The 24,142-nt window shown below is 36.5% G+C and carries 16 protein-coding genes; 7 read left to right on the top strand and 9 right to left on the bottom strand.

The genetic code is table 11. From position 1 onward, the window contains the following. Positions 1-227 precede the first annotated feature (227 nt). On the top strand, positions 228-1,430 hold the full coding sequence (locus tag C1A40_RS07730) for a beta-ketoacyl synthase N-terminal-like domain-containing protein (RefSeq protein WP_102997162.1): 1,203 nt from the start codon (positions 228-230) through the stop codon (positions 1,428-1,430). A gap of 129 nt (positions 1,431-1,559) precedes the next feature. Next, complete coding sequence (bioB, locus tag C1A40_RS07725; RefSeq protein ID WP_102995411.1) at positions 1,560-2,660, top strand: biotin synthase BioB; 1,101 nt, start codon at positions 1,560-1,562, stop codon at positions 2,658-2,660. 115 nt (positions 2,661-2,775) lie between these two features. Here bioB and C1A40_RS07720 read toward each other — a convergent pair whose 3' ends face one another. Both C1A40_RS07720 and C1A40_RS07715 read right to left on the bottom strand, forming a co-directional pair. Then, a complete protein-coding gene (locus C1A40_RS07720; protein ID WP_102995410.1) occupies positions 2,776-6,654 on the bottom strand; it encodes a discoidin domain-containing protein in 3,879 nt (1,292 codons plus the stop codon). Between the two features lie 476 nt (positions 6,655-7,130). Beyond that, a complete protein-coding gene (locus tag C1A40_RS07715) occupies positions 7,131-11,270 on the bottom strand; it encodes a LamG-like jellyroll fold domain-containing protein (RefSeq protein WP_102995409.1) in 4,140 nt (1,379 codons plus the stop codon). A gap of 311 nt (positions 11,271-11,581) precedes the next feature. On the opposite strand from C1A40_RS07715, the gene C1A40_RS07710 reads away from it, so the two are divergent. Both C1A40_RS07710 and amaB read left to right on the top strand, forming a co-directional pair. Beyond that, positions 11,582-12,058: a CAP domain-containing protein gene (locus C1A40_RS07710; protein WP_102995408.1), complete on the top strand. Its 477-nt coding sequence runs from the start codon at positions 11,582-11,584 to the stop codon at positions 12,056-12,058. Between the two features lie 159 nt (positions 12,059-12,217). Then, positions 12,218-13,771 carry an L-piperidine-6-carboxylate dehydrogenase gene (amaB, locus tag C1A40_RS07705; RefSeq protein WP_102997161.1) on the top strand — a complete coding sequence of 518 codons (1,554 nt, stop codon included), beginning with the start codon at positions 12,218-12,220 and terminating at the stop codon, positions 13,769-13,771. Positions 13,772-13,955: 184 nt separating this feature from the next. Here amaB and C1A40_RS07700 read toward each other — a convergent pair whose 3' ends face one another. From C1A40_RS07700 to C1A40_RS07685, 4 genes are read right to left on the bottom strand one after another with little or no spacing between them, the layout of a single operon-like run. After that, positions 13,956-14,255, bottom strand: a complete 300-nt coding sequence (locus C1A40_RS07700; RefSeq protein WP_158651316.1) for an endonuclease/exonuclease/phosphatase family protein — start codon at positions 14,253-14,255, stop codon at positions 13,956-13,958. Further along, positions 14,213-14,830 carry a hypothetical protein gene (locus C1A40_RS07695; protein WP_102995406.1) on the bottom strand — a complete coding sequence of 206 codons (618 nt, stop codon included), beginning with the start codon at positions 14,828-14,830 and terminating at the stop codon, positions 14,213-14,215. The genes C1A40_RS07700 and C1A40_RS07695 overlap by 43 nt, the downstream gene beginning before the upstream one ends. Continuing rightward, entirely contained in the window at positions 14,827-15,387 is a 561-nt protein-coding gene (locus C1A40_RS07690) for a YciI family protein (RefSeq protein ID WP_102995405.1), read from the bottom strand. The genes C1A40_RS07695 and C1A40_RS07690 overlap by 4 nt, the downstream gene beginning before the upstream one ends. After that, positions 15,375-15,848, bottom strand: coding sequence for a CYTH domain-containing protein (locus C1A40_RS07685; RefSeq protein WP_102995404.1), 474 nt, complete (start codon positions 15,846-15,848; stop codon positions 15,375-15,377). The genes C1A40_RS07690 and C1A40_RS07685 overlap by 13 nt, the downstream gene beginning before the upstream one ends. A 95-nt stretch (positions 15,849-15,943) precedes the next feature. Here C1A40_RS07685 and dinB point away from each other — a divergent pair, with 95 nt between their 5' ends. The 3 genes from dinB (at position 15,944) to C1A40_RS07670 (ending at position 21,089) form a co-directional block, all read left to right on the top strand. Next, on the top strand, positions 15,944-17,041 hold the full coding sequence (dinB, locus tag C1A40_RS07680; RefSeq protein WP_102995403.1) for a DNA polymerase IV: 1,098 nt from the start codon (positions 15,944-15,946) through the stop codon (positions 17,039-17,041). A gap of 260 nt (positions 17,042-17,301) precedes the next feature. Further along, positions 17,302-19,716: a TonB-dependent receptor gene (locus C1A40_RS07675; protein WP_102995402.1), complete on the top strand. Its 2,415-nt coding sequence runs from the start codon at positions 17,302-17,304 to the stop codon at positions 19,714-19,716. An 11-nt stretch (positions 19,717-19,727) separates the two neighbouring features. Continuing rightward, positions 19,728-21,089, top strand: a complete 1,362-nt coding sequence (locus tag C1A40_RS07670) for a hypothetical protein (protein WP_102995401.1) — start codon at positions 19,728-19,730, stop codon at positions 21,087-21,089. Positions 21,090-21,275: 186 nt separating this feature from the next. On the opposite strand, the gene pyk is transcribed toward C1A40_RS07670, so the two are convergent. From pyk to rnc, 3 genes are all read right to left on the bottom strand, one after another. After that, the gene (gene pyk / locus C1A40_RS07665; protein ID WP_102995400.1) at positions 21,276-22,718 is read right to left on the bottom strand and encodes a pyruvate kinase; all 1,443 of its coding nucleotides are present in this window, start codon (positions 22,716-22,718) and stop codon (positions 21,276-21,278) included. Continuing rightward, positions 22,718-23,203 (bottom strand): IPExxxVDY family protein, encoded by a 486-nt coding sequence (locus tag C1A40_RS07660; protein WP_102997160.1) that lies wholly within the window; start codon positions 23,201-23,203, stop codon positions 22,718-22,720. Before C1A40_RS07660 ends, pyk begins: the two co-directional genes overlap by 1 nt. A gap of 118 nt (positions 23,204-23,321) precedes the next feature. After that, positions 23,322-24,062, bottom strand: a complete 741-nt coding sequence (gene rnc / locus C1A40_RS07655; protein WP_102995399.1) for a ribonuclease III — start codon at positions 24,060-24,062, stop codon at positions 23,322-23,324. Between the last annotated feature and the right edge of the window lie 80 nt (positions 24,063-24,142).

Below are 24,142 nucleotides of genomic sequence, written 5' to 3'. Positions count from 1 at the left end.
TTTTGATCTAAAAAATTAACAAGCGATTTGCCTGAAGTGAACTTTAGAGATTGTCCCCTTGAGGGGTGTTCAAAAGTGTTTTTAAACTCCAATGTACATACCAACTTCAACAAACGCTACTTGACAACTTTCAATGATGTTAACTTTTTAGATTCACATCACCATATTATGAGATGCTGAAACACCTTGCTTGCCCGCAGGCAGGAGTTCAGCATGACGAGATATTTATGCAACAACCCATTTCCATAACCGCCATATCATCTATTTCTTCCTTAGGAAAAACACCCGACGAAGTATGGCAAAGTTATTTAAACAACAACCATTGTTTAACTTCAAAATCTGTTTTGGATCAAGAGCTACCAGTCGCTCAAATTCCGGATCATGCTAAAGGCGATATTGAGACTTTAAAGCAATCCGATCAAAAATACAAGTCTTTAGATCATTCTGTTTTATATGCCATTTACGCTTCTAGAGCTGCTGTAAAACAAGCCAAATGGCATGCTAGCGATAATTTTGGAATCAATTTAGGTTCTTCCCGAGGAGCAACCGAACTTTTTGAAACCTATTACGACTCCTTTTTACAATCCAACAAGGCTGAAACATTGAGTTCACCAACCACAACCTTAGGCAATATCGCATCTTGGGTGGCTCATGATTTACAAACTGGAGGCCCAGAAATAAGTCACTCCATAACCTGTTCTACAGCTTTGCATGCCTTGTTAAACGGTATTGCTTGGATTAATTCGGGCATGTGTAATAAATTTTTGGTTGGAGGAAGTGAAGCGCCATTAACGCCATTTACCCTAGCGCAAATGCAGGCACTAAAAATATATTCGCAAGTTAAAATTCAAAACGATGGTCACGCTGAACTTGTCGAAGCGCACGAAGCAACATTCCCATGTCGCGCCTTAGATCTCGAAAAAACCAAAAACACCATGGTGTTAGGTGAAGGTGCATCGGTAGCTTGCTTAGAAGCCGGCATTCAGGAGGATGCCTTGGCGATTATTAGTGGCTATGGCTATGCAACCGAAATTTTAAAACATAACATTTCTATTTCTAGTGATGCCCAGTGTTTCCAGAAATCGATGAAAATGGCTCTTGGCGATTTAAATCCCGATGAGGTCGATGTAATTGTCATGCATGCACCAGGGACTATAAAAGGCGATTTATCGGAAGTAAAAGCCATCGAAAAAGTGTTCCCTAACCCTCCAGCACTTACCACCAACAAATGGAAAATTGGGCATACTTTTGGCGCTTCAGGGGCTTTAAATATCGAATTAGCTGTTTTGATGCTTCAAAAACAGCAATTTATAAGTGTCCCTTTTTTAAAGCATCAAAAAGAACCAAAAAGAATTAAAAATATCTTAGTAAACGCTGTTGGTTTTGGTGGTAACGCGGTTTCTATTTTAGTATCAAAAGCTAACAAATAAGTTGCTTTCCTTTTTGGAAGGCCTAGAGCTATAGGTTTCGTAGGTAATACCGTTAGCATTTTAATAAGCAAAAGCTAAATCCATTCCTATATTATTACTATTTTTGCCCAAAATTAAGTATTGGCTATTATGAGTGAGATGAGACACAATTGGACCAAAGAAGAAATTTTAGATATCTATAACAAACCTTTTATGGATTTGCTTTATGAAGCAGCAACCATTCACCGTTTGCATCATGACCCCAATACCGTTCAGGTGTCCACCTTACTATCTATAAAAACAGGAGGATGTTCAGAAGATTGCGGATACTGTCCACAATCGGCCAGATACCACACCGATGTTGAAGGGAACGATTTAATGTCTATTAATCAAGTTAAAGCGCAGGCTTTACGTGCCAAGTCAGGCGGAAGCTCACGCGTTTGTATGGGCGCGGCATGGCGAAATGTAAAAGATGGTGAAGAGTTCGATCAGGTTTTAGAAATGGTAAGAACCATAAATAAACTAGATATGGAAGTGTGCTGTACCCTTGGTATGGTGACTGAAAATCAAGCAAAGCGTTTAGCCGAGGCTGGTTTATACGCTTACAATCATAATTTAGATTCATCGGAAGAATATTATAAAGAAGTGATTTCAACCCGTGGTTATCAAGATCGTTTAGATACTATTGATAATGTTCGTAAAACCAATGTTACGGTTTGTAGCGGTGGTATTATAGGCATGGGCGAAAATATTGAAGATCGTGCTGGCATGTTAGTCGCGCTTTCTACTTTAAATCCGCAACCAGAATCGACACCAATAAATGCTTTAGTAGCTGTTGAAGGAACCCCTTTGGAAGATCAAGAGCCAGTTTCTATTTGGGATATGGTACGTATGATAGCAACCACAAGAATTGTGATGCCAGAAACTCAAGTGCGTTTAAGTGCAGGACGCACACAAATGACTAGAGAAGGTCAGGCCATGTGTTTCTTTGCTGGAGCAAATTCTATTTTTGCAGGTGATAAGCTATTAACTACTCCAAATCCAGATGTGAATGAAGACATGAAAATGTTTGAATTGTTAGGATTAAAACCCCAAAAACCATTCACTAAAAAAGTACAACCAGAAACGGTTGAAGCTAAAGATTCTAAAATTGAAGCTTTAGGTGAAAAACCAAAATGGACACGCCCTGAGCATAAAATTGAACGTAACGAAGCAGCTAAAGCTTTGAAAAAAGAAGCATCGCAAGATTAAGTATGGCTTAGCATAAAAAAGATAAAACCCGAGTTTGATCGCAATCAAATTCGGGTTTTTGTTTTTTAGGCTACCCTTAAAGGCTAGGTTTATTTACCTAAACAATTACATCTAATTACTTTGAAACCACTACTTTTCGAAAGACCTCGGTGTTCGAAGTTTGTATTGAAACCACATAAACACCTTCAGATACATTGGTAGACCTACTTATTTGCTTATCGGAAGATTGAATCTCTTGTTCAAAAACCACTTGCCCCAGCATATTTACAACTTTTAAGCCTTCAATATTCAAGCTTTTAGGGTTGTTAATAATAATGCTCGAACTGTGCTTATTATAAAAGAGGCCTATACTTTTAAAGTTATTATGAACAACATCTAAGACATTTTCATTATTTGAAAACGCTATGGCAAAACGGTCTTCAATTAATCCGCCATTAACAATCACCAAGAAGGGTCCCGATTTTAAATCGTGATAGGTATCGTAATCTTTTAAATAGACCTTATAATTTTGCGCATCATGCTCTAAGCTATCAATTTTAACTTCTATTAAGCCTCCCGATTGGGTTTTAACGGTTAATGGTAAAATGGTTTTTGTGGTAATGGTATCTACCCCTTGAATAAAATATTCCGCTTGATCGACGCGCCAAAACATATCTTCCAGATTATCTTCGTTTACTGGCGCATCGTAACCCCAATCGTAGTGAAGTGATGCCTTTTTATCTACGGTTGTTAATAACTGGCGTTTATAGCCCTTTGGCGACTGGTAGCCAAGCCTAATTTTAGGTCTAGCATCAGTAGTTTTGCCAGCTGTTGTTTTCGATGCCTTAGTTGTTGTTTCTTTAATAAAAATGGAATTGTCTGCTGGCGTATTTTCACGTTCGAAAACACGCTGGCCGTTATTAAAAACAATATCGGTACTCGATTGACTAGCATCAGCTTTAACAAAAAAGCCTTGTGCTACAGGAATAAATTGTGTTGGTAATTTAGTACCTTTTGTATTTACAGCAGTAGGTAAATCGGGATGTCCATTAGCGACAGCTCCAACAGACCCAGACAGGTTATACATGGCATAGCCACCTTCATACTCTTTTAAGTAATGAGAAAAACCACCATAATGGTCCCAAAAATAAAGGGTTCCTTCAATAGAACCTTGGTTATCGGTTAAAAATTGATTGGCATCTAATGCCGATGGATATGGGTTACCCACCAAATACTCATTACCAGGATTTAAGGTAAGGGTAAAATCGCCATTGTTAGGCATCCCTTTTAAGGTATAGTTTTGCTCTACAGTTAAGTCTTTATTTGTCGTGGTCCCTTTCATGGTAAACCCTTGTCCAGCAAACAGCTCGCCCGAACTTTTTACACGTTTCCAGGCATAATAGTTATCGGCTAAAGCATTCTCAAATTTATGTAACCAAAACTCTGAAATGGTAACAGGACTTTGAGAGCCATCATAGCCACCTGTAAAAGTCACTTTAGTCGAACCATCGAATAAGATACCGCCAACAGTATATTTACCACCACCATTATTAACAGGCGAACTCCAATAATTATAAGTATATAAATTTTGTACGCCCTGCTGGTCGCGTTCTATTTCTCCGGTTCCTGTGCCTAGGGTACTTTCTGTAGTTTGCAACAATTGAGATTCCCCTTGTAAATCGATTAAACCAGTATCGCCAATATCTAAATACCAGGAATTTTCTAGCTTGCTATCGTTGTTAATTTCAAATTGTGCTCCCGTATCCAATATTAACCCCAAGTTGGTGATGTCAAGTCCATCATTATTAATATTATTTTTTACATGCACAATAGATGTTGCACTTTCTGGATTATCTTTTATACTCCAAACATCGCCGTGCAACCAGGTGTTGGTGTCACTCCAGTTGCCATCGTTTGCGGTTTCATAAGGTAGTGGTGCGGTTTGAGCCACGGTACGCAATGTGGTTCCATCGTTATGTATAGCAGCAATAACATTTTCGTTAGTATCTAAAAGAATATCGTTTTGAAATTTATCAAACTTGTAATAGCCTAGTAAAGATGTTGCTAAATTGGGGCTTATTTGTACAGGTATTGTTTTTCCAAAATTTGGATTGACATCATCTAATTCTTGACATACCATTTTTTGAATATCTTGTGCTGATAGATCTTTTCCGAAAACTCGCACTTCATCCATTTCTCCATGAAAAAAATTGGAATTATTTATAGGGTTTCTACCCATGTTTAAATTGGTAGTAGAAAGCCCTAAATTCCCAGAGGCACTAGAGTTAAAAGCTACCCTTTCGCCATCTATATACAACTCCATGTCACTACCATATCTCGCGGCAACATGCGTCCATATACCAGGCGTTATCGTGCTACTACTCGTTAAAGTCGCACCGTTTGCTGTAGCCACAAGGTGGCCCGAACCATTTATTTCTAAATAAAAATTAGATTCCCCCATAATAAATTGACTACCAGAAGCCGATGGGTCTAGTTTTATCCAGCCCATTAAAGTAACTTCAGGCAAGCCACTAAGTAGCGAAGGCGCATCAATATAATCATCAGTACCGTCAAATTTCATTCCTAAGTCGTCAAATTTTTCTTCACCAAATATTTCTAGTTCAGATAAACTCAAAAAACAACCACCACTGGGATTATAGGTCCCTGTATTGAGTATATCAATTTTTACGTATCTAGCATCTATTGCAGTGAAGCTATCTTCAATAGGGAAAGGACCGCTGTAATTACTGTTGTTTTCTCTGTCAATAACTTCTGTGTAGTTCATGTTGTCGCTAGATACGGATATGCTGTACCCGTAATCTCTATCTTTGTATGGTTGTAGGGCAGCTCGATTTATCGTGTAAATTTTACCCAAATCGAAAATTGCATATTGCCTACCGGGACAGGTTGTTACCTTCGAATTTCCGTAAACCCAGCGATCAAATGTATTGTCTTGAGTGGCTCCATTCACTAATTTATCAGCAGTACTTTGTCGATCAATTAAGTTGGGATTTGATTGTTCTAAAACGGTTTTACCTAATATAACATTATAAGCATCCAACTGTTGGTAAAAAGGGATACCGAAAATGAGAAATTCATTTACAGAAACTTCGCCCCCAGTATAACTATACGCTCCTGTGATGTTTAATCTCACATACCTCGCAATTGCTAAATTATAGGAGTCTGTTATAGCCAAAAGGGATTCTGTATTGCTGTTTCTATTAATTACAGTATTGTACGTGATACCATCTACAGAGGTTTCAATAGTATATTGATAATCTCTCGCTTTGTATGGTATTAATGTGGAATTAGTTAGTAAATGCACCGATCCTAAATCGACAGTGGCAGATTGGGAATAACCCGTGGTTGTAGAAGTCCATCTATGCTCATTGTCATCGGGATTTACATCTACACTTTGATCTATAAGATTATCTATTTCTCCTCCATAAGGTGTTGAAATACTAACAGCAGGATTATTATCACTATTAGCTACATTAGATAAATTATTTGGTGAGGTGCTAGCTTCAAAAATTCGAAATTCTGTTAAGCTTACCCAATCACCCAATTTATAATTATCTGCTCCAGAAACGGTAATTTTAACATATTGCGCCGTTGTATTCGCTGGGAAAGCACCAGTTATATTATTTGTTTTAGTATTGGCACTTTTATCTATGACATCTATAAATGTTCCAGTTGCACTATCAAACACAGAAACTATAAATTGATACGAGCGGTCATTATACGTTAACACCTCAATACTTCCTAAGTGGTAAGGAGCACCCAAGTCAACAGTAGCAAAATTACCCCAACCGTCGGCTGCCCATCGCGTGGTAGCATTTCCATCAATTAAATTCGCTGGAAAAGCATTACTAGAGCTATGATAATCTGATGCAGTAACCGTAGCACCGTTGGAACTTAAAGCAATATTAGTTTGCCCAGTTACAAACAAACTAGTTAGTGTAAACAATAAAAAAAAGTATACGCTTTTACAGGTGTGTAAATTAAATAAGGCCATGAGAGTTGGGTAGTTTATGGTGGCGTTTGGTTTAATTTGCTGAATTCACAAACATTATCAGCAGTCATTTCAACTGACAAACCAAACTGGTTTACCAGATCAAAAGTAAATAATTAATTAAAACAGGCAAAAAGAGGGATGTTTTTTCGATGAAAATCACTGACTTACAGTAATTCCCATATATATTTTACGAAATCAGCAAGAAAAGCACTACTTTTTTAGATTAATTTTTGACTACCTAAACCTTCTCATATGACTATTTTCTCATATGACTATTTAAGGATTTAAATTGCAGGCATACGCTAATTTGATGCTTGGGTACGATGATCTTTGTTTGATGAATTTGATGACTACCATTCTTGAGAATTCATAGCATACAAAAATACCTCTACAATCTGGTATTAATAGATTGTAGAGGTATTTTAGAAGAGGCGATATAGAGTTCGCTTTAAAAATTAAACATCATAAAAATGACTTTACTCCGAAATCACTATTTTTTTAGAAACTTCCATCTCACCTGTAACTAAAGCGCACACATACACCCCTGACGCTAAGCTAGTAGGTAAACTTATTTTTGTGTCGGATGAATGTACAGGATATTCTAAAACCACCTGACCAAGCATATTAACAACTTTTAAGCCTTCAATATTCATGCTTTTAGGATTGCTAATACTGATGCTCGAACTGTGCTTATTGTAAGACAGGCTTAAACTGTTGAGGTCTTTTTCAGTACGTTCTAAAGTATTTTCACCATTAGCAAAGGCCAATGCAAAACGGTCGTTAATTAGACCGCTATCAACATTAACAAAAAACGACCCTGCTTTTAAATCGTGATAGGTATCGTAATCCTTTAAATACAAGGGCACATCATCAGGTAGGTTTTCTAAAGTAACTATACTAATTTCAATCAAGCCTCCAGATTTGGTTTTTACAGTTAAAGGTAGAACCGTTTGTTCGGTTATAGCGTCAATCCCTTGAATGACATAATCGGCATTTTCAACCTCCCAATACATATCTTCGATATTGGTTTCATTTATTAGTCCGTCGTAACCCCAATCAACTCCCATGGTAGCATGATCATCAACAGTTGTTAATAATTGACGTACATAGCCTTTTGGTGATTTGTAGTGGATTCTAATTTTTGGACGGCGGTCTATATATTTTGAGTCCTCTTGTTTTGCTGTTTTAGTGCGCGCATTTTTAACGAAAATAGACGAACCAGTGCCTTCGGTTACAAAAATTCTTTGATCGTTTTGGAAGACTATATCAGCTTCGGCTGCCGTAGCTGCCTTTACAAAGAAACCTTGACCTACAGGAATATAGCGATATGGTGTTTTTTTAGGAGATTCTGAATGACTTGGGTCGTTTGAGGCTGAAGTACCAATCATTGCTGGCGTACCTCCAGAATAATTATACACGGCATAACCACCTTCATAATCCTTGGAATAATGCGAATTCCCGCCATAATGCTCCCAAAAGTATAATGTACCATTTAAAACGTCCTTATTTTTGTCCAAAAACTCATGCGCATCCATAGCCGAAGGATATGGATTCCCAACCAGATACTCATTACCAGGATTAATTTTTAATGTGATATCTCCATTATTAGGAACTCCTTTAAACGTATAGTTCTGTTCGCTATTTCCCCCTTTTGTTCCAGGTCCTTTCATGGTATAACCTTCACCAACACGCATCTCTCCTCCACTTTTCACATGTTGCCATAAGGCATAGGAATCGCTCTTATTATTGGCATATTTCCAAATCCAATATTCGGCAATAGAGATTGATGTACCGGTATTTACACCATCGTAACCGCCAATAAAACTTATCGTTTTGGGGGTATCTTCATCCGAACCATCCATTAACACACTAGCAACGGTGTAACTTTCATTACCATCAACCGCGCTATTAGGATTTGAGCTATGTACAGGTGATGACCAGTAATTGTAATTATGTTTATTAGCTTCGCCTTGCTGATCGATTTCTAAAACCCCTTGGGCACCAGCAACCAAATCACTATCTTTTGTTTGAATTAATTGAGATTCACCTTGTAAATCAATAGTACCATTCAATTCTAAATACCAGGTATTATCCAACTCCGAGTCTTTTAAAACATCAAGTCTTGCCTTTTCATCTACAATCAAACCTAATGTTGTGTGCGAAAAACTTGTTGTAACTTCATGAGCTATTTTAACGATTACCCATTCGTTATTATGCGCTTCATCATGAATATCCCAAACATCGCCATGTAACCAGGTTTTTTTGCTACCCCAATCGCCATTTGCCTGAGTTACAAAAGGGAGTGGTGCGGTTTGTGGAAGTATATTTGAGATACCGTCATTATACATGGTAGCATCGGTATTTCCGGTTTTGTCTACAACAGCATCACCAATGTAGTTATCCATTTTGTAATAACGTAGTAAAGAACTATTAAGAGAACTTTTTATTTCTCTATCTATAATTTTACCTTTATTGAAATTGGTATCATCTAACTCTTGATACATCATTTTTTGAATGTCTAATGCTGTTAAAACCTCATTAAAAATTCGTACTTCATCAATTTCTCCTTTAAAATAAAGATCGTTTCCATCTGGATTTTTTCCAATGGTAAAATTATTTGCGCTTGTGCTAAGGGGTTTACCTACGACTTTTGAGTCTACCAAATGATTACCATTAATATACATGTTTGCCAAGCCTGTTGCTGTATTGTAAGTTACTGCAACATGAATCCAAACACCTTGTTGTAAAGAAGTGGTTGAGCTTCCAACTGATGTTCCATTGATGTTAGCCGTAATATTAGTGCTATTTAATTGAATGTTAAAGTTATCTTGGCCAATAACAAATTGCTGTGTAGAGCCATCCGATTCTGGTTTTATCCAGCACATTAAAGTAATTTCTGATAAATCATCTAAAACATTTGGTGTTTCTACATAATCATCTACACCATCAAAGTTTAAGGCATATGACCCGTTAATTATTACTGCTGAATCCTTTACTTCTGCTTCAATTATAAACGTATATGGATTATTATCTGGATCATCACTAGCTACGCTAATAGTAGCTTGTTTAAGTCCTAATGAACTTGGACTGAACGTTACTTCGAAAGTTGTAGAGGAATTTCCCCTGTTTAAAACAGTTTTTTTAGTGGGTTGTTGGGTTATTGTAAAATCGCTTGATGACGCTATGAAGCTTACCGGATTTGCTGGTAATTTTATGTTGCCTGTACTAGGATTCGTGTTTATAATCGTAAACGTTTTTGTAATACTTGCTGAGCCAGGATCAACTTCTCCAAAATAAGTATTGTTATTACTATTTGTTATAGTTGATCCATTTGTAATAAGATTATTATTTCCTCTAATTTCTAGTTTAGAAGCTATGTTTACGAAGTAGTCTTCGAATTCTTGGAGATCGTAAGTGATCCCACAAGGGTCTTGTTGAAACCAGTTTTTTTCAACACCAACTCTCATAACTGTGGTTCCAACTGATGCATTATTAGGTATTGTAAACGTAATATATTCGTTATTTGTACCTCTAATAAATTCACTGTCGCTAAAAATGCCATCTTTATTATAGTCAATAAATAGCCCTAGGTTTAACGGTCCTCCCGCTACTGTAATGTATACGGTTATTTCACTTCCTGCTATTAGGTCAACAGAAGGCGTGTTTAAATAATTACCATATCCACCATCGTCTCCGGAATTATTATTAATACTAGTAGAATTTGCCCCATCAAGTTTTACATTTGTAATATAAGCACTGCCATTGGTATGAGATACAGGTACACAAGCTCCTGTGTTTATGATGATGTTTACAGTTGCAGTATCACAGTTACCATTGCTGTCACAAATTGAATAAGTAAAGTAATCTGTTCCAACGTAACCTGGGTTTGGCACGTATTCAAATGTTCCATCAATATCTAGTTCGGTAATCGAACCGTGTGATGGGGTCGTCGCGATAGAAAAATCGTCACCATCTCCAAGGTGATTGCTAATCATATCATTTGCTCCAACATTTATTTGATTGCTAACTCCGCTCGAATCTTTCCCAACAATTAATTCATCCTCAAATGCCTCTGGAATACTTGGTAATGCAAAATTTAGCGTATAATCTTCTATCTCTGTTATTTTGCCTTCAAAATTACATGCATCAACATCGTACTGTGGGTCACACGTACGGCAATAGAAGGAAACAACGCGTAATACAGCCGTGTCTTGTAGTTGTTTTGTTATTAGAATAGTTCCTGATTGATTTAAGTTAGGTTTGAACTCCTCAGAATTATAGGCTTCAATAAAATTACCATCGCCGTAGTCTATCCATAATACCGTTTTTACACCATCACCCCAGCTACCATTTGTGTTTGTAATAGAAAAAGTACAGCTTCCTCCTGCGGTAACATTAACAGATTTTGCATTATAATTTGTATATCCTTGTCCAATAGCACTCTTGTTATTTATTGTAGAACCAGCAACACCTGTTATCGTGAAGTTTGTAATTCCAACTTGGCTATTCGTTCCTACATTACTAGGCTTACATTGCCCATTTAATGAAAACTGATTAACCAAAAAAAATAGAGCTACAAAAAGCGCTCTATCAAACTGAGAGTAGAATTTTGCCATAAGATTTGAGAGACTGAGAGATTATTATACTAATAAATTTTAGTTTAAAAATTTGAATATTAAATAACAAGCGGCAAATTTAGACTTATAAAAACATTGCTTCCTGATTTTCTGACAATTTTCGATAAACAACAGGTTTTTTTCTAAAATTAGTCGATAAAACGGTACAAAAGACTGACTTGCTTTTGTATTTCTAAACTTACACCTATTGTTTATGTAGGATTATATTTACACAAATAAATAAAATCCGTAAAGATTTTTGTCAATTCAACCCATTAAAATGTATATTTGAACAGCCCAAACCTATAATTATGAAAACCACCTACCTTAAACCATGGTCGCTCATGATCATGTTTACTTTATTTTTTAGTGTATTATCTTGTTCTTCAAGCGATGATGACACTAATCAAGAAGACTCTAGTATTAACAGTCAAATTCTAAACTTATTAAACGACCATAGATCGAACCTAGACTTACCCTCCTTGGCTTTTAATGATTATGCAACCACTTTAGCCGAAGAACACAGTTTATACATGGCTACCCAAGACAAAATGAGTTACGACAACTACCAAGAACGTGCCAGTTTATTGATTAAAGCCGAAAACCCTACTAAGATGGGTGAAAGCGTAGCGTCAAAATACAAAACAGCCAATAATGTCGTTGAAGCCATGTTAAATAATCTCGATCACAAAAACAATATTGAAGCCGATTTCACCCATATAGGCATAGGCGTAAGTAAAAGCGAAAGCGGTATTAATTACTTCAGTTTTATTTTTCTGAGGAAGTAAAAAATATTTTTTTCAAACATTAAAACCGATAGGCTGTCTTTTTTTTAGACGGTCTTTTTTTTGTTAAAGTTCTGTTTAGGAAAAGACGACATCCTTAAAAACCCACTTTTAAATATTACTTTAGTAAAAATGGCTAAAAAGCCCTTAATATATTTAAAAATGAGTGATACAAACACCGATTTCGGTATCAATAAAGCCCTTGAAGTTTTAAGCATAAAACCTGTGAATTTGGGTACATCTACAGGTTCAAACCAGTTTTCGAATGGAAAATCCATCGAGAGCATTTCTCCTATTGATGGCCAACTAATCGCTAAAGTAACCAGCACAACAAAAGCCGATTACGAAAAGGTAATGGAAAGCGCTACCCAAGCCTTTTGGCATTGGCGAAAAGTACCAGCACCGCAACGTGGCGATATGGTAAGGCAATTTTCAAATAAATTAAGGGAGAAAAAAGAAGCCCTAGGCAAATTGGTTTCCTATGAAATGGGTAAAAGTTACCAAGAAGGTTTAGGAGAAGTTCAGGAAATGATCGATATCTGCGACTTTGCGGTTGGGCTTTCGCGCCAGTTACACGGCCTGACCATGCATAGCGAACGCCCAGGACACCGCATGTATGAACAGTACCACCCTCTTGGTGTGGTTGGTATTATTTCTGCTTTTAATTTTCCTGTAGCCGTTTGGGCTTGGAACACGGCTTTAGCCTGGGTATGTGGTGATGTTTGTGTTTGGAAACCTTCGGAAAAAACACCACTTTGCGGCATAGCTTGTCAAAACATCATAGCCGAAATATTAGCTGAAAACCAGTTACCTGAAGGCATTTCTAACCTGATTATTGGTGATGCTAAAGTGGGTGAATTTATGACTAAAGACTCTCGAATTCCTTTAATTTCGGCCACCGGATCGACAAAAATGGGTAAAACCGTTGCTCAAGAAGTGGCTGCCCGTTTAGGAAAAAGCTTGTTAGAACTTGGTGGTAATAATGCCATTATTGTAACACCCGATGCCGATATAAAAATGACAGTTATTGGAGCCGTTTTTGGTGCTGTAGGTACTGCAGGACAGCGCTGCACCTCAACAAGACGCTTAATAATTCATGAAAGCATTTACGAAAAAGTGGTCACAGCCATTACTAAAGCTTACCAACAATTACGCATTGGAAATCCTTTAGATGAAAGCAACAATGTAGGACCTATAATAGATACCGATGCCGTAAAAATGTACAATAAGGCTCTAAAGCAAGTCGTAAAAGAAGGCGGAAACGTACTTGTTGAAGGAGGTACCCTTAAAGGCTCTGGATATGAAAGTGGTTGTTATGTGAAGCCTGCTATTGTTGCCGTAGAACCCCATTTTAACATGGTGAAACAAGAAACTTTTGCGCCTATTTTATATGTGATGACATACGAAGGTACCGTTGAAAATGCCATTAACATACAAAATGATGTGGAACAAGGATTAAGCTCGGCGATTATGACTAATAATTTACGTGAGGCCGAACGTTTTCTTTCGGTGGAAGGCTCCGATTGTGGTATTGCTAATGTTAACATTGGGACTTCGGGCGCTGAAATTGGTGGTGCCTTTGGTGGTGAAAAAGAAACTGGTGGCGGTCGTGAATCGGGATCGGATGCTTGGAAAGTTTATATGCGCCGACAAACCAACACCATTAATTATACTACCGAATTGCCATTGGCTCAAGGTATAAAATTTGATTTATAAGAGATCGCAATAAAATAGTGTCATCCAAAGGGAGGTAAGACTAAAGGATCTCCTTCATAATACTCAATATATTGCTGTACTGTCAAATTGAGCTTGTCGAAATTTCTTCATACACTAATCGTTAACAAGGGTTTCGACAGGCTCAGCATGACAAATCAAAATTAAGAAAGCCTTCAGCTGTGAATTAACGCTTAATGACTGTTTTTATCATTTCATGATCCGATTCTAAAGAATTTAATTTTTTAGAATCTAAAATCTCTAAATCTTTAGACACCCAAATATGATCTAGAGACAATAAAGGCAAACCCCATGACCATGTTTCTCGAAAACCATTGCCCTTAGAGGAAAACCAGTGATTGAAATGCCTTTTTATTTCCTTAAAGTACAGGGATTCGTAAGGCAAATTGAAATCACCTAAAACCATAGTTTGTTCTCCAAAGCTTATATGCTCATCAACATAATCCAGTTCCCAATATCGGGGCACATCCTTACTACCTGTAACATCGACGGAAAAAAATGAATGCCTGAAGTTTCAAAATGGACTACAGAAGTATTGTACTTTGAAATATTATCGGAAACAATAGTCATGGGATGCTTTGAAAAAACAGAAAGTTCCCGTTTAGATTTGTAAAAATGATACTGCGGGTACAAAGCTTGTAAGCGCGTAAAATCGGAATCACTAGCCTCCGCAAGTACCATAACATCAGGAAAACCACCATATTGTTCAACCGCATCTTCAAAGTGATGTTCTCGAGAGGTATTCCAAAAAACAACTTCTAAATCTTTTTCTACAATAGGTTCGGGTAAGGTAAACCTAAAGCTTCCGGCAAGCCAAATCAGCAGTAAAATTCCAGCCACTATAAAGTTAAATTTTCGCCTTTTACCAAGAAATATGGACAAACCAACAACAATACCTATAATAACAGGTAAGGGAAAAGGATAAAATATCAACGACCACTCGTAAGTACGATCCTTAATTATAAAATGCAGTATGAGTAGCGCTAAAATAATAGCGATATTTAAAATAAAATAAAGGCCTTTAATAAATTTAAATATCATCTTAAATGATGGCCTTTTGCTGCCCACCAAGGATGGATTTCAACTTTTAAACGATTTGCCTGAACCATAGGGTCGTCATTAGCTAAGCGTTCGGCCATTTTTTTTGTAGGTACATTATAAATGGTAATTCCTCTTATATCACTATCGTCACCAAAAGGGCCAGAGATATCGGCATGACCTTCGTCGTACATTTTACCTAAGTATTCTAAATGTTGTTGTTGAAGCTCGGCGGCTTCTTCTTCGTTCTGGCCACGAATAGCTCCCGACTTTAAAAAAGCAATGAAATATTGCTGCATTAAAATGGTATCCTGTGTTTTCTCATCTATATAATCGAAAGTTTTATAACCTTTGGCGTGTAAGGCCTCTTTTATTTGTTTTTGCGTTTTCTTATTGGCTTCAGTCTTTACAAAAGCATCATACAAAGAATCCTTTACTTTCATAACAGCCAATTCTTCGGGCGTTGGCTCTATAACTTCTGGTTTTTTAACATCATCTTTACAAGCGATAATGAATAACATAATTAAAAAAACTGAGGCTATTTTTTTTATGATTTCCATAGTTTAAATGGGTTTTTACTTAATTGTGAATTATAATATTTAACATCTCCTGTAACTTCTTCGGCTAACCATTCGGGTTTTATAAAAGTTTCAGATTCTGTGGTCAATTCCACTTCGGCAAGGACCAAACCTGTATTGTCACCAAAAAACTCATCAACTTCAAAAACATGTTTACCGACTTGTACTTCATAGCGTACTTTATCAATAATAGCTTCTTCACATAGATTTAAAAGGGCTTCAGCTTCATCTAATGAAATCTGTTTTTCCCACTCAAATCGTGATAAACCCGATTTAGAAGAGGCGCCTTTAACCGTGATATAGCCTTCATCACCTTTTATTCGAATTCTAACCGCCCGATCTTTATGGGAATTTAAATACCCTTGACAAATACGGGTTTGCTTAAAAGCTTCTTTTTTAAAAGTTTCAGAATGCACTAAAAACTTACGTTCAATCTCTATCATATGTCTCGGGACCAATTTACCTTGGGGTCTCTAAATTATTTTAAAATCTGAATAAACAAAGATTACACCTTCATAGGAATTCATAAATTTACAGTATGTTATCCGATTTACCAATAAGAAAAATAATTCATGTCGATATGGACGCCTTTTACGCCTCGGTAGCCCAATTGGATAACCCAGAATTAAAAGGCAAAGCCATAGCTGTAGGCGGTTGCGAAACACGAGGCGTTATTAGTGCCGCCAGTTACGAAGCTCGAAAATTTGGCGTTAAAAGCGCCATGTCTGGTAACTTAGCCATAAAACTTTGTCCGGAACTCATCTTTGTAAAAACCAATTTTGAACGCTATAAAGAAATCTCCAAAAGGATAAGAAAAATTTTCTTGGACTACACCGATTTGGTGGAGCCGCTATCCCTTGATGAAGCTTACTTAGACGTTACGAAAAACAAAAAAGGGAATCCGAGTGCCTCCTTAATTGCTCAAGAAATTAGAGAACGCATTTTTAATGAAGTGGGCTTAACGGCTTCTGCTGGTATCTCAATAAATAAGTTTATTGCTAAAGTTGCTAGTGATTATAATAAGCCTAACGGACAAAAAACAGTGAACCCCGAAGAGGTGCTTTCCTTTTTAGAACATTTAGATATTAGAAAATTTTACGGTGTGGGGAAGGTCACTGCCGAAAAAATGTACCAAAAAGGCATTTTTACAGGATTGGATTTAAAAAGCAAGTCCTTAGATTTTTTAGAAACTCATTTTGGAAAATCTGGACGCTATTATTACCACGTGGTTCGTGGTATTCATACTAGTGAGGTTAAACCGAACCGCATTCGAAAAAGCTTGGCGGCAGAACGTACTTTCAGTGAAAACTTGTCTTCTGAAGTCTTTATGCTTGAAAAATTAAACCATATCGCCGAAGAAGTTTCCAAACGCCTTTCTAAATCGAAGGTCGCTGGAAAAACAATAACCTTAAAAATAAAATACAGCGATTTCAGCTTGCAAACCCGAAGTAAAACACTTCCCTATTATATAAATGATAAAGACCTTATTTTTAAAACCGCCCAAGACCTGTTATACCAAGAGCAATTAAATAATTCGGTTCGGCTTTTAGGAATCTCTTTATCAAACCTTAACACAGAAACAAAAAAAACACCCGAAAAAGAAAGCGTAAGTGTGCAGTTAAAATTTGGATTTTAATACTTTTTCATACCCTACGGCTATATCTGCTGTTTTTAAACGTCTTTTCACATGATATCACCCGAAAAACGACAAGTTATTAATCGTTACAAATTCATTGTTTATAATTAATCTAAATTAATATTAAATATTTAGTTTTTTAGAAGCTTCCAAATTATCAGTTTGTTCGTTTTTCATGAATTTTTTAAAAATATATCAAATCTCATAACGCTATTTGTAATTAGTCTAAATAAGTATAATTTTGACAAAAAAATTAACAAATGCCTTTTAGCAAATCATTTTTAACCCTCCTATTCGTACTTATTAGTTACTTAAACTTTAGCCAAAATGGTCATTTATATGGTGAAATTACCTTTAATAATAACGAACCTGTTTTAGGCGCTCAGGTGACTTTAATAGGAAACTCCGTAAGAAGAATAACATCTTCTGGTGTTAACGGTGAATTTGTTTTTAAAAATCTGCCCTATGGCAAATACACCATTAAAACACATTCTTTAGAGGCGAAACCACATACTTTAGAAACCGAAATAAGCTCCATAGAACACGCTGTAAAATACGAACTTGAAATAACAGCATTTCAAGATTTAGATGAGGTTTATTTACGAAGCAAAACACAAAAAGAAAGGATTGAAGACGAAGGTTTTGCTGTTAATGTAATAGAAACCAAAGAGGTTAGTCAAAGAAATATTCAAACTAATGAATTATTAAACACGGCAGTTGGAGTAAAAATTCGTCAGAATGGCGGTCTAGGATCTCATGTGGAGTATAGTTTAAACGGTCTATCAGGAAGTGCTGTACGTATTTTTATTGATGGCATTCCTATTTCTGTTTACGGTTCATCCTTTAACTTAAACAGCATTCCACCTGCTATGATTAAAAGAATAGAAGTATACAAAGGTGTTGTTCCTGGCTATTTAGCCGATGATGCTTTGGGAGGTGCCATTAATGTGGTGCTACATCAAGGCACTAAATCTAATTTTAATACGGCCGTTTCCTTTGGTTCCTTTAACACCATACAAGCCAATTTTAATGGTTTATACCGCTTTGAAAAATCAGGCTTCACTGTAAAAGCCTCTGGATTTAATAATTACTCCGACAATAATTATAAAGTTTGGGGTCGTAGCGTTGTTGATAAAGGTTTAGGCGGTGTGCAAACTCCTATTGTTGCGAGGCGATTTAACGATGCGTACCGTTCGACCGGTGGCATGCTTGAAGTAGGATACACGAATGTAAGTTGGGCCGATCAATTTTTTATAGGAATCACCGGATCCGATGATTATAAAGAAGTTCAGCATGGTGCATTTATGACCACAACTCCTTACAAAGACCGCTTTTTGGAATCGGATGCCCTTTTAGCGAATGTGAGATACCTGAAAAAAGACCTCTTTACCAAAGGATTGGATGTTAACCTTACCGGTTTATACGGGAATCGAAACCGCATTGTAAATGACACCGTAGCGAAAGCTTACAGTTGGACCGGTAAAAGAGCCATTGACTATAAAGGTGATGTTTACGAGTACGCGTGGGGTTCGCAACAAGAAGGCGGTCCAACATTAGCGACTATAAATAGAAATGTAGCCTCCATAAGAACAGGCGTGTCCTACGCCATTAACAGACAACATAAATTCATATTTAATCATTTCTACAACCGTATAGATCGTGAAGACAGTGATGAACTCAAGTCCCTTTTAGAAAACACCTTCGTAGGTACAAGGGATCTACATAAAAACATATTCTCATTTACCTATGAATTACAGGCTTTCGATAACAAATTAAAAGCCAATATTTTCGGTAAATACTATCAACAAAAAACCATTAACATTGACCCCTACGTTGATAGTACTACAAAACAAGTTGAGGAGGAAATAACTAAGGCCAATACTAAAGACCATGGTTATGGTTTTGCCATGTCTTACGCCATCCTTCCAACAATTAGTCTTTTAACCTCCGCAGAAAAAGCGATTCGATTACCAAATGAAACTGAAATTTTTGGTAACGATGGCGATAACGTCATAGCCAACCCAAGTATTAAACCTGAACAAAGTAACAACTTCAATTTAGGCTTTAGGTTTGGCGCTTTCAGACTGAAAAAACACGAGTTTACAATTTCTACTAACTTATTTACTAGGAACATTACAGATCGCATAGGACTACCTATTGAAACATCTATGAATGTTAATAGCGAAACCATTCTATACGAAAACCAAGGTAGTGGTACTTCTAAAGGTTTTGAAGCACAATTAGATTATAGTTTTAACAACAACTTGAGATGTAATTTTAATGTCTCAAAATTTGAGCTAAAAATAATAAATGGTGGTGTAGAAATAGACGTTCCCAATACACCCTTCAGCACGATGAATGCTAGCTTAAATTATGGGTTTAACAATCTATTCCAAAATAAGTCCCGATTAAACCTATTTTATACGGCCTATTTCACCGGAGAATTCTCATATATCGTCCCTCAGGGTAGTAATACCGTTGGCGACGACTTTTTTAAAGTGCCAGAACAACTAGCTCAAGATTTTGGAATTAACTACGCCTTTCCAAACAATAAGGTTGTCGTGAGTTTCGACATCAAAAATATTTTCGACAAACCCGTTTACGACAACTTGTCTATCCAAAAACCTGGACGCGCATTTTACCTAAAACTTAATTATTTTATAAATAAATTCTAAATTCAAATACCATGAAAAATCGATTTTTAAACATAAAGACGCTCAGTCTGGCATGTACAGCATTATTATTTACAATGAGCTGTAGTGACGATTCTGATACCCCTATTATAGAAGAAGAAAAAGAAGAATCAAGCAGATGGATTACCATTGCTGCCGCAAGAATGGGTGAAAATCCAGGTGATGGAAATGGTGGAACTTTAATTTACTCTATTAGTAGTGACAACGCTAAAGACCCAGGCTTTTCAATTCAACCTTTCGACAATGGTTTTATTGTACCTTCAAACCGAACAGCACGATTACAAGCTTCTGAAGATGGCAACACCATTTTTAACATTAGCTATGCCGGCGATACTGGTGGAAATTATACTAAATACACCGTAAAAGGCGGACAAAACTTCGAACAAATTGGCGCTGGTATTAGTATTGCAGAATACGTAGGTACGGCACCAAGATGGATAAAATTATTTGACGGCGATCAAACAGGTGCTGCCGTGTATGTAAGTACCGAACATGAAATCGACGACAATGGAACTGTAAACGATGCTACCGATGATATATACAGGCGTACCAATGCAACCATTGGTGTTGTAACTTTAGACTTAGTAAATTCTTCTATAAAAAACTTTCAAGAACATAATATTGCTTTAAGCCCAGAATTAGAAGCGCAAGGTTACTATATAGGTAGAATAGACATGCCTACTTTAAACGCTGCGGGTGATAAATTATACATTGGCGCGAGTGTAAGAAAGGTTGATCCTGCTACAACAGAAAGAGAAAGTGATTTCGAAAGACTAGGCTCGCAAACTATTGTTTTAGATTACCCTTCTTTATTAAACCCAACCGTAATTTCTTCTGGAATAGGACATGGCGATACTAACGGATACCGTAGTATTAATGCTTTTGAATACAATGGTAGTGTATATCAAGCCAATCAAAATGATCCTGAAGGTTCTCATATTTTAAAAATTGGTAGCAACAACCAATATGACGATTCTTATGTATTTAATTTAGATGATGCCCTTGGCGTTCAAGACGCGTATATCCTAGCTTGGCGCCCTGCTGCCAATGGTAAAGGTGTTTTGGCTTACCGTCACGCGGGTTCTGCTGAAGGTGTAGCTGGTGCACAAGGTTTTTTTGCTTTGGTTGATTTAGAAGCAAAAACGGCAACTAAAATTGATGCCATTCCTTATGAAGCCGATTTCTACTTATTCCAATACCAAAGTTATGCTGTAGATGGCCATGACATTTACTTAACGCAAGCTCCTGTTGGAAAGAATGGAAACATTTATGTGGTTGATACCGAAACTGGAGATGTAACCAAAGGTGCCGAATTAGTCAATGTAGCAGGAAGCCACTATATTGGGGCTTGGTAAGCATAAATTTTTAAAATTTAAACCATGAGGCTGCTAGAAAAAGCAGCCTTATTTTTTTATTAAAAACTTAGGTTTTAATCATTACGAAAAATAATTAATATTAGAAATGAAAAGCTAATTTACAAAAAAAGGGCTGTCTGAAAGTTGTTTTCAGACAGCCCTTTTATAAGCTTAAATAGGTGTAAATTAGGCTTTACAGCTCTTAATTTCGGTAACACGCAAGGTGTTCACCATACCTTTTTCTTGAATTGGCATCGCTGCTAAACTAATAAGCATATCTCCAGCCTCTAAATACCCTTTTTCGCAAGCCATAGCATTAACGTCTTCGATGGTTTCATCGGTACTTACAAATTTATCGTAGTAAAATGCACGAACCCCCCAAAGTAAACTTAAACGTGTTAAAATACGCTTATTTGAAGTAAACACTAAAATATGACATGATGGACGCCAAGCCGAAATTTGGAAGGCGGTATAGCCACTATTTGTTAGTGTAGAAATTGCTTTGGCACTAATTTCGTTGGCCATATTTGCTGCGTGATAACAAATAGCTTTTGTGATATAACGATTTGTACGAATATGTGGTGGCAATTGAGGCACTTGAATTAAACCTGAATTTTCAACACTTTTTAAAATATCCGACATTTGCTTAATAACCTGTACAGGATATTGACCTACCGATGTTTCTCCAGAAAGCATTACGGCATCTGCACCATCCATTACCGAGTTCGCCACATCGTTAACCTCTGCACGAGTTGGGGTTAAACTAGAAATCATGGTTTCCATCATTTGCGTCGCAATAATTACCGGAATTCTGGCTTTTTTCGCTCGCAACACCAATTGTTTTTGAATAAGTGGCACTTCTTGAGCTGGAATTTCAACACCAAGATCTCCACGAGCCACCATTAAACCATCACAATGTGCAACAATTTTATCGATGTTTTCAATCGCTTCTGGTTTTTCAATTTTAGCTATAATAGGAATTTTATGCTCGGTATGCTCGGCAATTAAATCACTTAACTGCATTAAGTCTTCAGCATGACGTACAAAGGATAAAGCAATCCAATCAACATTTAAACTGATTGCGAAAATAGCATCTTCAATATCCTTTTTGGTTAATGCAGGCTGAGATATGTTCGTGTTAGGAAGGTTTACACCTTTTTTAGATTTTAAGGGACCTCCTTGAATGACTTTGGCCTTAACTTCAGATTCATTATCGGTTGAAACCACTTCAAAAATAAGTTTACCATCATCTAAAAGGATACGCTCCCCAGGTTTCGCATCTTGTGGAAACCTTTTGTAAGTCATATACACACGCTCTTTAGTACCTTCAAAACGTTCGCCTGTAGCAAAAATGATTTCATCACCTGCATTTACTACAACCTCTTCTTTCATAACGCCTACACGAAGTTTGGGTCCTTGCAAATCGGCTAGGATTGCAGCAGTAAACCCGTATTCTTCATTCAACTCACGAATCATTTTAACACGTTCTGCAACGTCGTTATAATCGGCATGAGAAAAATTGATTCTAAATACGTTTGCTCCTTCTTCGAGCATACGCTTTAAAACTTCTTTGGAACTTGTAGCAGGACCTAGAGTTGCTACTATTTTAGTTTTCTTTGTTGTCGCCATTAGTTAAAAATTAAATTGTCTTTAGATTTCAACATGCTAGAATCAATACTGTAAGCTGTTGCAATTTGAGGTATTTTTAAAAGCCTGTCTAAAATATACTTCGTTTTGTTAGTGCTTATTTCACTATCAATTTTTAATAGGAAATTTACAGTTTTATACTCTGGCAATAGGTGAAATGTTTTTATTATTTTTTCTTGAGAGTCGAATAACGAATCAAATTTTCGCGTTTGGAACTCTTCTTTTTTACAAATATTAGAGACTAAACTCCAGTTTATTAATTGTTTTTGATCTTCCCATTCAAAGATGGAGAATGTAGCTTGACTGTGACTCAAATCTAAATCTGTTTTTCTTCTTTTGAGCGCAATCCCTAAAACACGGTTTATAAGATAAGCTAAGCGGTAATCTTCTAAATTGCAGTGTATACCAACTAAGGTAAAAAGAGCTTCATCAAAAGCATGATCTAAAACAAATTTTTGAACAGCCATAACTTTCATTCAAACTTCACAAAGATAATATTATATCATAGCGAAATGAAACTATTGGTAGTTTGTTAACAATAATTCCTACTAAAACGTTGTAGTTCGTTTAAATAAAAATGAATGGTTATATCATTTTAGACATGGTACTCTGGAAGGCAAAAAAGGCCCGTTTTGAGGCTTTTTCTTCTGCTTTTTTCTTAGAAGTCGCTCGGGCTTTAGCTACGACTTTGTCGTCTATAGAAAGTTTTACTGAAAAATGCCGTATTTCGTCATTTCCAGTATCATCATAAACATGATAATTAAAGGTTTTCTTCTCCTTTTGGCACCACTCAATTAATAAGCTTTTATAGCTTATCACCTTACCCTCTAGAGTTTCAATATCGACGTGAGGAATTATAAGCCGCTTGGTTATAAATTTTTCACAATATTTATAGCCCCGATCTAAGAAAATAGCTCCAATTAAGGCTTCGAATAAATTCCCATGAATATTGTCGCCAAACTGTCCCGGAGGAATTTTACTCTCTACTAAGTCAATAAGATTAAGTTGTTTCCCTAATTCATTTAAATGTTCCCTACTTACAATTTTAGAGCGCATTTTAGTAAGATAACCTTCGTCGCCACCTGGTACTTCAAGATATAAATGAGATGCAATAACAGAACTTAACATCGCGTCACCAAGAAACTCTAAACGCTCATAATTAAAAGGGTTTCCTTTACTATCTTTTATATTCATAGAACGGTGTGTAAAGGCCCGCCTGTAGTACTTAATTTCCTTAGGTTTAGATTCTAAGATTTTAGTTAATTGCATAAAAAAATTCCCGTTGCGTTTAAAACGGGAATTTAATATGTTGCGAATGTTTTTCATCTGAGATCGAATATACTATTTAATTATCAGATGTAATAAACCATGTTTCATTTTACTGTAAAAATTAATTTATCGTTATG

The sequence above is a fragment of the Tamlana carrageenivorans genome (assembly GCF_002893765.1).
Classification (GTDB): domain Bacteria; phylum Bacteroidota; class Bacteroidia; order Flavobacteriales; family Flavobacteriaceae; genus Pseudotamlana; species Pseudotamlana carrageenivorans.
Note: the sequence above shows the minus strand (reverse complement) of the source record. Positions and strands in the feature narration are given on the sequence as shown.